Annotated in this window: 14 protein-coding genes; 3 read left to right on the forward strand and 11 right to left on the reverse strand. The window is 66.3% G+C overall.

The annotated features are described in order from the left end of the window. Positions 1 to 148: 148 nt before the first annotated feature. From fusA to ACSQ9E_RS27275, 8 genes are all read right to left on the reverse strand, one after another. Positions 149 to 2,251: an elongation factor G gene (fusA, locus tag ACSQ9E_RS27240; protein WP_057266595.1), complete on the reverse strand. Its 2,103-nt coding sequence runs from the start codon at positions 2,249 to 2,251 to the stop codon at positions 149 to 151. Between the two features lie 151 nt (positions 2,252 to 2,402). Next, on the reverse strand, positions 2,403 to 2,876 hold the full coding sequence (gene rpsG, locus ACSQ9E_RS27245; protein ID WP_005798541.1) for a 30S ribosomal protein S7: 474 nt from the start codon (positions 2,874 to 2,876) through the stop codon (positions 2,403 to 2,405). Positions 2,877 to 3,039: 163 nt separating this feature from the next. Continuing rightward, positions 3,040 to 3,417: a 30S ribosomal protein S12 gene (gene rpsL, locus ACSQ9E_RS27250; protein WP_007851137.1), complete on the reverse strand. Its 378-nt coding sequence runs from the start codon at positions 3,415 to 3,417 to the stop codon at positions 3,040 to 3,042. A gap of 312 nt (positions 3,418 to 3,729) precedes the next feature. Further along, positions 3,730 to 4,899, reverse strand: a complete 1,170-nt coding sequence (locus tag ACSQ9E_RS27255; protein WP_436219667.1) for a D-alanyl-D-alanine carboxypeptidase family protein — start codon at positions 4,897 to 4,899, stop codon at positions 3,730 to 3,732. 96 nt (positions 4,900 to 4,995) lie between these two features. Further along, positions 4,996 to 5,637: an alpha/beta hydrolase gene (locus ACSQ9E_RS27260; protein WP_436219668.1), complete on the reverse strand. Its 642-nt coding sequence runs from the start codon at positions 5,635 to 5,637 to the stop codon at positions 4,996 to 4,998. A gap of 89 nt (positions 5,638 to 5,726) precedes the next feature. Beyond that, the gene (locus ACSQ9E_RS27265) at positions 5,727 to 6,092 is read right to left on the reverse strand and encodes a (2Fe-2S) ferredoxin domain-containing protein (protein WP_322594170.1); all 366 of its coding nucleotides are present in this window, start codon (positions 6,090 to 6,092) and stop codon (positions 5,727 to 5,729) included. A gap of 58 nt (positions 6,093 to 6,150) precedes the next feature. Continuing rightward, positions 6,151 to 7,248 (reverse strand): VanZ family protein, encoded by a 1,098-nt coding sequence (locus ACSQ9E_RS27270; protein ID WP_436219669.1) that lies wholly within the window; start codon positions 7,246 to 7,248, stop codon positions 6,151 to 6,153. Positions 7,249 to 7,261: 13 nt separating this feature from the next. Then, positions 7,262 to 7,690: a CopD family protein gene (locus ACSQ9E_RS27275; RefSeq protein ID WP_436176497.1), complete on the reverse strand. Its 429-nt coding sequence runs from the start codon at positions 7,688 to 7,690 to the stop codon at positions 7,262 to 7,264. 259 nt (positions 7,691 to 7,949) lie between these two features. On the opposite strand from ACSQ9E_RS27275, the gene hemB reads away from it, so the two are divergent. Together hemB and ACSQ9E_RS27285 are read left to right on the forward strand one after the other, a co-directional pair. Continuing rightward, entirely contained in the window at positions 7,950 to 8,960 is a 1,011-nt protein-coding gene (gene hemB, locus ACSQ9E_RS27280) for a porphobilinogen synthase (protein ID WP_436219670.1), read from the forward strand. A gap of 22 nt (positions 8,961 to 8,982) precedes the next feature. Then, positions 8,983 to 10,104: a magnesium transporter CorA family protein gene (locus tag ACSQ9E_RS27285; protein ID WP_322594174.1), complete on the forward strand. Its 1,122-nt coding sequence runs from the start codon at positions 8,983 to 8,985 to the stop codon at positions 10,102 to 10,104. A 43-nt stretch (positions 10,105 to 10,147) separates the two neighbouring features. On the opposite strand, the gene ACSQ9E_RS27290 is transcribed toward ACSQ9E_RS27285, so the two are convergent. The 3 genes from ACSQ9E_RS27290 to ACSQ9E_RS27300 form a co-directional block, all read right to left on the reverse strand. After that, positions 10,148 to 10,726 carry a chalcone isomerase family protein gene (locus tag ACSQ9E_RS27290; protein ID WP_436219671.1) on the reverse strand — a complete coding sequence of 193 codons (579 nt, stop codon included), beginning with the start codon at positions 10,724 to 10,726 and terminating at the stop codon, positions 10,148 to 10,150. Between the two features lie 148 nt (positions 10,727 to 10,874). Next, positions 10,875 to 11,777 (reverse strand): amidohydrolase, encoded by a 903-nt coding sequence (locus ACSQ9E_RS27295; RefSeq protein ID WP_436219672.1) that lies wholly within the window; start codon positions 11,775 to 11,777, stop codon positions 10,875 to 10,877. Positions 11,778 to 11,782: 5 nt separating this feature from the next. After that, on the reverse strand, positions 11,783 to 12,472 hold the full coding sequence (locus ACSQ9E_RS27300) for a dienelactone hydrolase family protein (protein ID WP_436219673.1): 690 nt from the start codon (positions 12,470 to 12,472) through the stop codon (positions 11,783 to 11,785). 117 nt (positions 12,473 to 12,589) lie between these two features. Between ACSQ9E_RS27300 and ACSQ9E_RS27305 the strand changes: the two genes are divergently transcribed. Then, entirely contained in the window at positions 12,590 to 13,336 is a 747-nt protein-coding gene (locus tag ACSQ9E_RS27305; protein WP_436219674.1) for an SDR family oxidoreductase, read from the forward strand.

Here is a 13,336-nt window from a genome sequence, read left to right on the forward strand (position 1 = left end):
TTGTGGTTTAACGTCTGCATCCGATTGCTGGTTCGCCCTGCACAGGCAACGGGGCGGCACCGGATCGCAGACTGCAAAAATCTTGCGTGGGGAGGGTGGTGCCGCCGGCACCTGAAACCAGGTGCTGGCGGCAGTCCCTGCGAACTGCTTACTTGGCGCGGGCAGCCATGATGGCTTCCGACACGTTGCGAGGCGCTTCGCTGTAGTGCTTGAATTCCATCGAGTACGTGGCGCGGCCTTGCGTGGCCGAGCGCAGCGTGGTCGAGTAGCCGAACATTTCCGACAGGGGCACTTCGGCGCGGATGGCCTTGCCACCGCCAGGAATGTCTTCCATGCCTTGCACCATGCCGCGACGCGAGGACAGATCGCCCATCACGTTGCCGGCGTAGTCTTCAGGCGTTTCCACTTCCACGGCCATCATGGGTTCCAGGATGACCGGGTTGGCCTTGCGGCAGCCTTCCTTGAAGCCGAAGATGGCAGCCATCTTGAACGCCAGTTCGTTCGAGTCCACATCGTGGTACGAACCGAAGTGCAGCGTGACCTTGACGTCCACCACGGGGTAGCCGGCCAGGACGCCTTGCGTCACGGCTTCGTTGATACCCTTTTCCACGGCCGGGATGAATTCGCGAGGAACCACACCGCCCTTGATGGCGTCGACGAACTCGATGCCCTTGCCCACTTCGTTGGGTTCGATCTTGAGCACGACGTGACCGTACTGGCCCTTGCCGCCGGACTGGCGCACGAACTTGCCTTCGGCCTCTTCCACCGTCTTGCGGATGGTTTCGCGGTAAGCCACCTGGGGCTTGCCCACGTTGGCTTCCACACCGAATTCACGCTTCATGCGGTCGACGATGATTTCCAGATGCAGCTCGCCCATGCCGGCGATCAGGGTCTGGCCCGACTCTTCGTCGGTCTTCACGCGGAACGATGGATCTTCGGCAGCCAGGCGTTGCAGGGCGATGCCCATCTTTTCCTGGTCGGCCTTGGTCTTGGGTTCCACAGCCTGCGTGATCACAGGCTCAGGGAACACCATGCGCTCCAGAATGATCTGGGAGTCGATGTCGCTCAGCGTTTCGCCGGTCGTCACGTCCTTCAGGCCCACGCAGGCAGCGATGTCGCCGGCGCGGATTTCTTCGACTTCCTGGCGCTCGTTGGCGTGCATCTGCACGATACGGCCAATGCGTTCTTTCTTGCCCTTGATGGGGTTGTAGACGGTGTCGCCCTTGGTGAGCACGCCGGAGTACACGCGCACGAAGGTCAACTGGCCGACGAACGGGTCGGTCATCAGCTTGAATGCCAGGGCCGAGAACTTCTCGCCGTCATCCGCCTTGCGGGTCACGGGATTTTCGTCTTCATCGGTACCGGTCACGTCTGCGATGTCCGTAGGCGCGGGCAGGTAGTCGATCACGGCGTCGAGCATGCGCTGCACACCCTTGTTCTTGAACGCGGTGCCGCACAGCATCGGATGGATTTCCGTGGCGATGGTACGGGTGCGCAGGCCGAACTTGATCTCGTCCTCGGAGAGGTCGCCCTCTTCCAGGTACTTGTTCATCAGCTCTTCAGAGGCTTCAGCCGCAGCTTCGACCATCTTTTCGCGCCATTCCTTGGCGGAGGCCAGCAGCTCGGCCGGAATTTCTTCGTAGCTGAACTTCATGCCCTGGGATGCTTCGTCCCAGATGATGGCCTTCATCTTGAGCAGGTCAACCACGCCGGTGAAGGTGTCTTCTGCGCCGATCGGGATCACCACGGGCACGGGGTTGGCCTTCAGGCGCAGCTTCATCTGGTCATAGACCTTGAAGAAGTTGGCACCGGTACGGTCCATCTTGTTCACAAAGGCCAGGCGTGGCACCTTGTACTTGTTGGCCTGGCGCCAGACGGTTTCCGACTGGGGCTGCACGCCGCCCACGGCGCAATACACCATGCAGGCGCCGTCGAGCACGCGCATCGAACGTTCCACTTCGATGGTGAAGTCCACGTGGCCGGGGGTGTCGATGATGTTGAAACGGTGCTCGGGGTAGGAGTTGTCCATACCCTTCCAGAAGCAGGTCGTGGCAGCCGAGGTGATCGTGATGCCGCGCTCTTGCTCCTGTTCCATCCAGTCCATGGTGGCAGCGCCATCGTGCACTTCACCAATCTTGTGGCTCACGCCCGTGTAGAACAGGATGCGTTCGGTGGTCGTGGTCTTGCCAGCGTCAATGTGGGCCGAGATACCGATATTGCGGTAGCGCTCGATGGGAGTCTTGCGAGCCATGGTGGATCCTTGGATGGGTCGTGTTATTCGGGGGAGGGGCCCAGCATTGTGGCGCTGCAACCCGTCAATTTTGTGACCGCCTCAATCGCCACAAGGCTGCAGGCAAAAATGCCGGCAGCCTTGCGCTTGGCGACGAAAGCAGTTCGTCGATTTAGAAGCGGAAGTGGCTGAATGCCTTGTTGGCTTCGGCCATACGGTGAACTTCGTCACGCTTCTTCATGGCACCACCACGGCCTTCGGTGGCCTCGAGCAGTTCGTTGGCCAGACGCTGGGCCATCGACTTTTCGCCGCGCTTGCGGGCGGCTTCCTTGATCCAGCGCATGGACAGGGCCAGGCGACGGACAGGGCGCACTTCGACGGGCACCTGGTAGTTGGCACCGCCGACGCGGCGGGACTTCACTTCGACCATGGGCTTCACGTTGTTGATGGCAACGGTGAACGCTTCCAGCGGGTCCTTGTCAGGGTGCTTCTTCTCGATCAGTTCCAGGGCACCGTAAATGATGCGTTCTGCAACAGCTTTCTTGCCGCCTTCCATGATCACGTTCATGAATTTGGACAGCTCTACATTGCCGAACTTGGGATCCGGCAGGATTTCACGTTTGGGGACTTCGCGACGACGTGGCATTTTTCACCTCATATTGCTTCAGTTGGCATCTTTTCAGACACCGCGAGATTCATTCAGAACCCCACTTACTCGACCCACACGGAACACTCCGCGCTTGGGGTCACTTCGTTTGACTGCGCCTGCCAGGCGAATCAAACACCGATGGAGACACAACCGCCAGGGCTTACTTGGCCTTTGGCTTCTTGGCACCGTACTTGGAGCGCGACTGCTTGCGGTCTTTCACGCCTTGCAAGTCGAGCGAACCGCGCACGATGTGGTAACGCACACCGGGCAAGTCCTTGACACGACCGCCACGAACCAGCACCACGCTGTGTTCCTGCAGGTTGTGGCCTTCACCGCCGATGTAGGAAATGACTTCGAACCCGTTGGTCAGGCGAACCTTGGCGACCTTGCGCAGAGCGGAGTTAGGCTTCTTTGGCGTCGTGGTGTACACACGGGTGCACACGCCGCGGCGCTGGGGAGAGTTTTCCATCGCAGGGCTCTTGGACTTGATCTTTTCGACCTCGCGCCCCTGACGGACTAGTTGATTGATGGTTGGCATGAATACGTCCCTAAACGTAAAAAACGAAAACGTGAAACCCTTCGGAATTTCCGAAAAGCCTTCTAATGTAGCAGCATGAGCCCCACCAGGCAAGCACCATGCAACTTTCCCCCTGGAAGGGTCTACAGAAGACTGGGGCAAATTGGGCACAGCCAGCGTGCGATGCTTCGCCGATGGACATTGAAAGCGCTCGGCCCATGCCAGGGCAGCCGTGCAATGGCCGCCCCGCCGCACGGGCTGCACCCCTTCCCGAATGGTGCAGCCATTCGAGAGACGGGGTGAAGGCGCGTGAGCGCCTCAGGGGGTTGTGCCTTACTTTATCCAGAGGCGGATGGAGTCCCAGGCGCGGCCCATGATACCGGCCTGCTCGACCCCATCCAGCGCCACCAGCGGCACTTCGGCCAGCGCCTGGTCACCCAGCACCACCTTCAGCGTACCCACGGCCTGGCCCTTGGTAAAAGGGGCAACCAGCGGATCTGGGCGGGCGATCTCGGTCTTGATCTTGCCGCCGCTGCCCGAAGGCACGGCCACCACGATGGCTTCGCCGCGGCCGATCTTGAGGGTGTTTTCCGTGCCTTTCCAGACGGCGGGGGTCGCCACGGGCTGGCCGGCATCGAACAGCTTGACGGCCTCGAAGGCCGTGTAGCCCCAGTTCAGCAGCTTCTGGCTTTCATTGGCGCGGGCGTTCTCGCTGGCGGCGCCCAGCACGATGGACAGCAGGCGGCGTTGGCCGACATTGGGAAAATCGCGCTTGGAGGTGGCCACAAGGCAGTAGCCGGCGGCGGCGGTGTGCCCGGTCTTGAGGCCGTCCACCGTCGGGTCGCGGAACAGCAGCGCGTTGCGGTTGTTGCCGTTGGACACCGGCGTACCCGGGTAGCTGTACTGCTTCGTCGCGTAGTAGTGCATGTACTCCGGGAAGTCCTTCATGAGCCGGCTGGCCAGCACACCCAGGTCGCGCGCGGTGGTGGTGTGGCCGGGCTCGGTCAGGCCCTCGGGGTTCTTGTAGGCGGTATTCTTCATGCCCAGGGCCTTGGCCTGGTCGTTCATCAGCTTGACGAAGTTGTCGACCGTGCCGCCCACGCCTTCGGCCAGCGCCATGGTGGCGTCGTTGCCCGACTGGACGATCATGCCCTTGATCAGGTCATCCACCGGCACCTGCATCTTGGGGTCGATGAACATGCGCGAGCCGGGCATCTTCCAGGCCAGCACGCTCACGGGCAGCTTCTGGTCCAGGGCGACCTTCTTGGCGCGCAGGGCGTCGAACACCAGGTAGCCGGTCATCAGCTTGGTCAGCGAAGCCTGCTCCACCGGCGCATCGATGTCCTTGGCGGCCAGCACCTGCCCGGCCGTGATGTCCAGCAACAGGTAGTTGCGCGCGGCGATCTCGGGCGGCTGCGGGGCCTGCACCTGCGCCCACAGGGCGGCGGGCGCGAGCACCGCGGCGAGGAGGACGGAGCGCAGCGTGGGCAAAAGGGACTTCATGGAAACGGGCATTCAGGTGAGAAAAAGAAAGAAGGCGACAGAAAGCAGCAAAAAGCGGCGAGCAGCCTGCGCGGCATGCCCAGAAGCTGCAGGAGGTCAGGCCCCGGCCAGCAGGTGGCGGGTCACCAGGTTTTTCAAAAGCGGCAATTGTCCGTGAAAGAAATGCCCCCCACCGGGAACGACTGTCACAGGGAGTATCTGGGGGCGCGCCCAGTCCATCACGGCGGCCAGCGGCACCGTGTCGTCCTGTTCGCCATGCACGACCAGGGTGCGCTCGTGCGCCTCGGGCGGCACCGGGGCCACGCTGAAGCGGCTGGCCGCCGTGCCCACCAACACCACGCGCTCGATGGCGCGCTCGCCCCACAGGCTGGCCAGCGCCTGGCTCGTGACGAAGGCCCCAAAGGAGAAGCCGGCCAGAGCCAACGGTCCCTCGGGCGCCGCCTGACGCACCACATCCAGAAAGTCCTCGGCTTCGCCCCGGCCTTCGTCGTGTGTGCCGGCACTGCCGCCCACGCCTCGGAAGTTGAAGCGCACCGCCGTCCAGCCGCTGTGCACGAAGGCGCGTGCCAGGGTCTGCACCACCTTGTTGTCCATGGTGCCGCCGAACAGCGGATGGGGGTGGGCGATGACGGCGATGCCGCGCGGGGCCGCGCCCTCGGGCAGCACGGCAGCGTCGCGCACCGCCTCGATGGCGCCGGCGGCGCCGGTGAGGGTCAGGCGTTCGGTCTGGGAATTCACGGGGTTTGCTACCAGGTCAATAGCAGCCTGCGCAGATCTGGCCGATCCGGCGGCTGGAAATCAGGGGCGGACAGCGCTCTGAATGGAAATCAGCGGCCAAGTTCCGGTGGTGTGCGCAAGCGCTCCACCACCTGGCCGTTCTTGAGGTGCGATTCAACGATCTCGTCGATGTCGGCGTTGTCCACGAAGGTGTACCAGACCGCCTCGGGGTAGACCACCGCGATCGGCCCGCCCGCGCAGCGGTCCAGGCAGCCCGCCTTGTTCACGCGCACCTTGCCGGCGCCAGAGAGGCCGGCCGCCTTCACCTGCGATTTGCAGCGGTCGAAGGCCGCCTGCGCGCCGTGGTGTGCGCAGCTGTCCTCGCCGTTGATGCGGTCGTTCAGGCAAAAGAAGATGTGGCGCTGGTAGTAGCCCGGCTGTGCGGCCGGTGCGGTTGTCGTGGAAGTGTCGGTCATGCAGCCATTTTAGGAGCGGCGCTCGGCACGGCCTATGCCCATAACCCCCAAAAGGAGCTCAGGCCGGGCCGTCGCGCCGGGCCACGCGCACCACCACATAGGCCAGCGCCGCATAGGGCCAGACCCAGCCCAGCCACTGGCCCAGGCCGTAGAAGCGGATGAAGCGCCCCTGCTCCCAGGCCTGCAGGGTCTGGGCAAAATAGGCGCTGGTGGGCGCCTGGTTGAGCAACCCCAGGTGCCACACCAGCACCAGCAGCAGCACGGCCGCGCAGGCGCGCCGGGGCAAAGCCAGCAGCACGACCGCAAGAGCAAGCGCGCTCCACACGCCCACGCGCACGGGCAAACCCATCCATTCCCATGCATGGGCAGGGCCCCAGCTCAGCGCCGCCGACAGCGCCGTGAGCACCACGCCCACCACCACCACGGCCAGCGCGAACAGCGCCCGGCGCGATGCCTGGCGGATCACGCAGTAGCCCAGCAGGCAGGGAATCAGCAGACCCAGCGTCACGCACAGCAGCTCGCCGCCGGGGGACAGCGGGTCGAGCGCGGTGTCGCGCATGGGCAGCCAGTCCAGGAACGGGGTGTCGGCCAGGATCTCGACCAGGGCCCCTTCCAGCCGCTCAAGCACCTGCCCCAGGCCAAAGGGCAGGGCCGCCGGGAACAGCAGGGCCAGCGGCCACAAGGCCAGCAGCACCAGCGCGCCATGGGCATCCTGCACGAACCACCGGTTGCGAAAGTCGCTCCAGCGGTCGATGGCGCCCAGCCGCTCCAGCGCCGCCGCCGTGAGCGCCCCGGCCAGCGTGCCTGCCGAATTGAGCAGCAGGTCCATGTTGGAAGGCACGCGCCGGGGCAGGTAGATCTGCAGGAACTCCAGGGTCAGCGACAGCAGCACGCCGGCCACCGTGGCCAGCACCCAGGCGCCCCAGCGCCAGCGCATGCGCAGCAGCGCCAGCGCCAGCAGGAAGCCCAGCGGGGCATAGCCCACCAGGTTGGAGGTGACGTCAAAGCCGGTCCAGTAGGGCGGCGGGATCGGCGAAGCGAGGAACACCCAGGGATCGATGCCCTGCGCGCGCCAGCCGTCGAACGGGAACAGGCTGGCAAAGACGACCAGCGCCGCATAGATCAGCGCGAGGGGACCTGCCGAACTCTTGTACACGGGGGCCGGGCCGTCAGAACGGCTTGACCACCACCAGCACCACGGCGGTCACCAGCAGCAGCACCGGCACCTCGTTGAACCAGCGGAACCACCGGTGGCTGCGGCGGCTGCTGCCATCGGCCAGCTTGCGCAGCAGTACGCCGCAGGCGTGGTGGTAGCCGATGGCCAACACCACGACGGCCAGCTTGGCATGCATCCAGCCATTTCCCGGCCCGCGGCCGATGCCATAGCCCAGCCACAGCCACAGGCCCAGGGCCAGCGCCGGCACGGCCAGCAGGGTGGTGAAGCGCAGCAGCTTGCGCGCCATGAGGACCAGGCGCTCCCGCTCGGCCACCGAGCCCGGTGCCACCATGGCCAGGTTCACGAAGATGCGCGGCAGGTAGAACAGGCCGGCGAACCAGCTGGCGATGAAGACGATGTGGAAGGCTTTGACCCAGAGCATGGCTGCAGTTTAAGGGCCCCGGGTGGCATGGAAGACCATGGGGCCTCGCAAAAAAAAGCCCGGCAAAAGCTGCCGGGCTTCGAAAGCCCTGCCCGCATTACGGCAGCCCAGGGCCCCGCTCAGGGAGGAAAAGCGGGGGGCAGCAAGCCGCCCGGAACCAATTTAGCACCAGCCTGCGGGGCATACAAGCAGGGTTTGGCACCGGCGCCAGCAGCCCTCCTGCGGCCTTGTTGGCGGCGCTTGAGGCACAATTTTCCCCATGCACCTCCCAAGCCCCGCCCCTTTCCCGCAGAACCGCCCACGCCGCCTGCGCCGCGATGCCTTCACCCGCAACCTGGTGCGCGAGCACCGCGTGACCCCACACGACCTGATCTACCCGGTGTTCGTGCACGAAGGCCAGAACCGGCGCGAGGCCGTGGCCTCCATGCCCGGCGTGGACCGGCTGAGCCTGGACCTGCTGCTGCCCGTGGCCGAGGACTGCGTGCAGCTCGGTATCCCGGTGCTGGCGCTGTTTCCGGCCATAGATCCGGCCCTGAAGACGCCCGATGGCAAGGAGGCCCTGAACCCTGATGGCCTGATCCCGCGCGTGGTGCGGGCCTTGAAGAAGGAGTTCCCCACCCTGGGCGTGATGACCGATGTGGCGCTGGACCCCTACACCAGCCACGGCCAGGATGGCCTGCTCGACGACACCGGCTACATCATCAACGACGACACGGTGGAGATCCTCACCGGCCAGGCCCTCACGCATGCCGAGGCGGGCGTGGACATCGTGGCGCCCAGCGACATGATGGACGGGCGCATCGGCGCCATCCGCGAGGCGCTGGAGGTGCAGGGGCACATCCACACGCGCATCATGGCCTACAGCGCCAAGTACGCCAGCGCCTTCTACGGCCCGTTCCGCGACGCGGTGGGCACGCGCGGCGCCCTGGGCAAGGCCGACAAGAACGTCTACCAGATGGACCCCGGCAACACCGACGAGGCCTTGCGCGAGGTGGCCCAGGACATCGCCGAGGGCGCCGACATGGTGATGGTCAAGCCCGGCATGCCCTACCTGGACGTGGTGCGCCGCGTGAAGGATGAGTTCGGCGTGCCCACCTTCGCCTACCAGGTGAGCGGCGAATACGCCATGCTCAAGGCCGCCGCCGCCAACGGCTGGCTCGACCACGACGCGGTGATGATGGAAAGCCTGCTGGCCTTCAAGCGTGCGGGCGCCGATGGCGTGCTGACCTACTTTGCGCGCGACGCGGCCCGTCTGCTGCTCGCGCGGTAGAACGCCCCCAGGCACCGCCTCCATGCGCATCTTCCACATCCAGGGCAACAGCGCCCAGGAACTCGACGCGCTGCCGGCGCAGCAGCCAGAGCAAGGCTACCTCTGGATCGCCTGCGCGCGCCCGGCCTTCCAGGCGCAACTGGCCGAAGTGCAGGCCGCCCTGCTGCGGCTGACCGGGCTGCAGCTGGTGGACCTGCATGTCTCGGACCTGCTCAACGCCCAGCTGCCCTCGCACTACGACTACACCTCGCAGTACGACCTGCTGGTGTTCCGCCGCCTGGCCACGGCGCCGCCCGATGCCGATGACGCCGCCGCGCTGCAGCCCGCGCCCCGGCGCGGCGGCCCGCCGGTGCTGCGGCGCATCGATACCAGCCCCGTGGGGTTTGCGGTGTTCGACCAGGTGCTGCTGACGGTGCACCCCGGTGACTGCAGCGTGCGCGATGCCTATGCCACGCGCCTGCTGGCCCCCTCCCCCACCGACCCACGCGAGGGCCGTGCCAGCCCCACGGCTTCGGGCTCGCGCAAGCCCACCTCGCCGGCCGACCTGATGCTGCGCCTGGTGAACCAGATGGTGGACGGCTACCTGGACCTGCGCCGCGAGCTCTCGCGCCAGCTCGACCACTGGCAGACCGAACTGCTCAGGCCCCGTGCGCGCTACGTCAACTGGAGCTCGCTGCTCGACGCGCGCCTGTCGCTGCACGCCCTGGACGAGATCTGCGAGGACCAGCGCACCGCCGTGCAGGACTGGATCGACGCGCTGGAAACCTGGGCGGTGCCCGAGTCGCCCACCGGCCTGCGCGACCTGGACCTGCTCAAGGTGCGCAGCCGCGACGTGCTCGAACACATCGAGCGCGTGGTGCACCACGTGCGGCGCATGGAGCAGAACACCGAGACCGCCGTGCAGATGCATTTCTCGGTGCAGGGCAACCGCACCAACGACATCATGCGCACGCTGACAGCGCTCACGGCCGTGTTCCTGCCGCTGAACCTGATCGCCGGCATCTTCGGCATGAACTTCGAGTTCATTCCGCTGATCCACAAGCAGGACGGTTTCTGGTGGGCCATGGGCTCCATGATCACCATTGCAGTGGTACTGGTCTCGGTCTTCTGGCGCAAGCGCTACCTGGCCCGCACGGGCTCCTGACGGCCGCTGCGGCCACAAACCGGCATTCGCTGCGAGAGGCAGGTCAGTTGGCGGCGGAGGACAGCAAGGCGTCCTTGAGCTGGCTGTCCACCGGCGCGGCCCCCAGCCAGATGCGCAGCACCATGCCGAAGTATTCGGCATCGCCCACCGGCGCGCCCTGGGCCTGGCCCTGGATGTAGAAGGTGGTGCCCTTGCCCGGCACGAACTCCATCGCGAAGGTGTCGCCCGATGCCAGCTTGGTGCGGCCCGAGAAGATCTCGACCAGGCGGTTGCTCGACGGCGTGTGGCGCCGGACCTGGTCCGGTGTGGCGTTGCTGGACAGCCCCTTGATGAACGACAGCCCCAGGTCCGTGCCCGGGATGTCGCGCCGGGCGACGAACTGCAGGCGCACCGGCCCGTTGGTGGCGGCCAGCGCCTCCTCGGCCGTGCGCGCCTTCTTCGGCAGGTACAAGGCCATGTCGTAGACCTTGAACACGGCGCGATAGCGCGTACCCGTGCCCTGCAGCACCAGGGGCGTGCCCTGCACAATCTGGGTCGGCTCGAAGGCCGTGGCCGCGATGGCAGGTGCCACGCAACCCAGGCTGGCGGCCGCCAGGGCCAAGGCCCAGGCGCTGCGTGCCATGTGACGGCGGCCGGGAGGGAAGGAAAGGCTTGTCGTGTCTTGCAAGGGCTTGTCTCCGCAATGCTGGGCCAGGGTGCAGGAAGGTGGATTCCCCGCGGCCCCCTGCCCGCGCTGAAATGATAGGCGACGCAGCGCCCGCAAGCCCCGGCTACTTGCCCGGTGCAGGCACCCCGAACAAGGCGGCCCCGTTGCCAAAGGCCACCCCCTGCGCCACCGCGGGCGGCAGGCCTCCCAGCCAGGTGCGGTAGCCCTTCATGAGCCCTTCGTAGTGCTGCCAGCGCTGGTTGACCCAGGTGTCCGAGCCGATCACGAAGCGCGTGGGGTACTTGAGCAACAGAGCGCGCCAGGCCGGGCACAGCTGCTCGTTGTCGCAGACGAGGCCAGGGCGGTAGGACAGCTCGCCCACCAGGCCCGGGTAGCGCGCCATGAGCGCGTCCACCCGCTCCACCGGTGCGCCGCCGATGCCCGTGTGCGCCCAGACCAGTCGTGCCTTTTGCCCCTTGGAAGGCGTATTGGCCATCAGCAGGTCGATGGCCACGTCGTCCACATGCGCCAGCACCACCAGGTCGCGCTGCTCGGCCAACACCATGAGCTTCCTGGCCACCGGGCCGTCGGCGTTGGCGCTGTCGTAGAGGTGGAACTCGCCAATGCCCTTGTAGGGGCCGGAGGCCGTGCCCTTGGCGAGTTCGGCCTGCACCATCTCGTAGATCGTCTCGTCGCGGAACCAGTTGCTGTAATCCTCGCGGTTGCGGTACAGGCGCACGAAGGGCACGACGGCGATGCCCGCCTCGCGCACCTCCTTGGAGGCGGCCAGCGCCAGCGAGCCTGTGTTGGGCCGCGAGTTGGCGACGATGGCGCGCACGCCCGAGGCCTTCATGCGCGCAATGACGTCGGCCGGCGGGTGCGGGCCGTTCTGGCCGTTCCAGGCCTCTTCGTTGTAGTGCAGGTGCGCGTCGAACAGCGGGCCGGTGTAGTCGGCCGCCTGCACGGCACCCACCGCGCAGGCGGCGGCCACCAGAATGCCAAGCAGCCGTCGGAAGGGGCGGGCCATGGCGGTCAGCCCAGGTGCTTGTCGAAGAAGGTCAACGTGCGGTCGCGCGCGGCCAGGGCCGAGGCCTCGTCGTAACTGCCGCGCTGGTCGCAGTTGAAGCCGTGGTCGGCCTCGTAGACATGCACCTCCACCTCGGGGTGGGTACGCGCGAAGGCCTGCACGCCATCCACCGGGATGTGCTTGTCGCGCTGGCCGAAGTGGGCGAGCACGGGAACCTGGGGCGTACGGCTGGCCTCGGCCTCGCTGGTCATGCCACCGCCGTAGTAGGGCACGGCGGCCGACAGGCCCTTGAGCAGGCAGGCCGAGCGCCAGGTCAGCAGGCCGCCCCAGCAAAAGCCCACGATGCCCACCTTGCGGCTGCTGCGCTCGGCCGCGTGATCGATGGCGGCCTGGATGTCGGGCAGCACGCCGGGGCTGGGCAGGCCTTCCACGGCCGCCTTGAGGGCTGCGCCAGCAGCAATGTCCTCGGGCGTGTAGCCCAGTTCCACGCCAGGCTGCACGCGGTGGAAGGTGGCAGGCGCCACGGCCACGTAGCCCCGCGCGGCAAAGCGGTCGGCCACGGCGCGGATGTGCGAGTTGACCCCGAAGATCTCCTGCAGCACGACCACGGCGCCGCGTGGTGCGGTATCGGGCTCGGCCACCCAGGCGGGAAAGACGAAGCCGTCGGCGGACTTCAGATCGACAAATTGGCCCATGGTGCAACTCCTTGAAGACGAAAATACCAGACAGATGGGGAATGTAAGGGGGCTAACCAGGCCCCGCAAAGGTTCCCGGCAATGCTGTAATGCCCCATTCTTGCAGGAGACGCCGATTTGGACAAAGTCGCATTGATTACCGGGGGCAGCCGGGGCATCGGCGCCGCCACCGCCGTGCTGGCCGCCCGCCAGGGCTGGGCCGTGGCCGTGAACTACCTGGCCAACCAGGCCGCCGCCGAGGCCGTGGTGCGGCAGATCCGCGCCCAGGGCGGCCAGGCCATCGCCGTGCAGGGCGACGTGGCCCATGAAGAGCAGGTGCTGGCCATGTTCGCAGCGGTCGATGCGCAACTCGGTCGCCTCACTGCTCTGGTGAACAACGCCGGGGTGGTGGACGTGACGGCCCGCGTGGACGAGATGGGCGTGGCGCGCCTGCGCCGCATGTTCGAGACCAATGTGATCGGCAGCATCGTCTGCGCCCGCGAAGCAGTGCGGCGCATGAGCACGCGCCATGGCGGCACGGGTGGCTCCATCGTCAATGTGTCCAGCGCCGCCTCGCGCCTGGGCTCGGCCCACCAGTATGTGGACTATGCGGCCAGCAAGGGCGCCATCGACAGCTTCACCATCGGCCTGGCGCGCGAGGTGGCGGCCGAGGGGATCCGGGTGAATGCCGTGCGACCGGGGCTCATCGAGACCGAGATCCACGCCAGCGGCGGCCTGCCCGACCGGGTGCAGGACCTGGCCCACCAGGTGCCCATGCAGCGCGGCGGCACGGCCGACGAGGTGGCCCAGGCCATCGTGTGGCTGATGTCCGATGCATCGCCCTACACCACCATGTCATTTTTAGACGTCTCTGGAGGCCGTTGA

Source organism: Acidovorax sp. LjRoot118 (assembly GCF_964253575.1).
In the GTDB taxonomy this organism is placed as follows: domain Bacteria; phylum Pseudomonadota; class Gammaproteobacteria; order Burkholderiales; family Burkholderiaceae_C; genus Acidovorax.

Coding starts and splice junctions, on each gene's coding strand:
- rpsL (WP_007851137.1), bottom strand. CDS start 3,417: ATGCCAACCATCAATCAACTAGTCCGTCAGGGGCGCGAGGTCGAAAAG.
- ACSQ9E_RS27300 (WP_436219673.1), bottom strand. CDS start 12,472: ATGGGCCAATTTGTCGATCTGAAGTCCGCCGACGGCTTCGTCTTTCCC.
- rpsG (WP_005798541.1), bottom strand. CDS start 2,876: ATGCCACGTCGTCGCGAAGTCCCCAAACGTGAAATCCTGCCGGATCCC.
- ACSQ9E_RS27295 (WP_436219672.1), bottom strand. CDS start 11,777: ATGGCCCGCCCCTTCCGACGGCTGCTTGGCATTCTGGTGGCCGCCGCC.
- ACSQ9E_RS27265 (WP_322594170.1), bottom strand. CDS start 6,092: ATGACCGACACTTCCACGACAACCGCACCGGCCGCACAGCCGGGCTAC.
- ACSQ9E_RS27255 (WP_436219667.1), bottom strand. CDS start 4,899: ATGAAGTCCCTTTTGCCCACGCTGCGCTCCGTCCTCCTCGCCGCGGTG.
- hemB (WP_436219670.1), top strand. CDS start 7,950: ATGCACCTCCCAAGCCCCGCCCCTTTCCCGCAGAACCGCCCACGCCGC.
- ACSQ9E_RS27290 (WP_436219671.1), bottom strand. CDS start 10,726: ATGGCACGCAGCGCCTGGGCCTTGGCCCTGGCGGCCGCCAGCCTGGGT.
- fusA (WP_057266595.1), bottom strand. CDS start 2,251: ATGGCTCGCAAGACTCCCATCGAGCGCTACCGCAATATCGGTATCTCG.
- ACSQ9E_RS27285 (WP_322594174.1), top strand. CDS start 8,983: ATGCGCATCTTCCACATCCAGGGCAACAGCGCCCAGGAACTCGACGCG.
- ACSQ9E_RS27275 (WP_436176497.1), bottom strand. CDS start 7,690: ATGCTCTGGGTCAAAGCCTTCCACATCGTCTTCATCGCCAGCTGGTTC.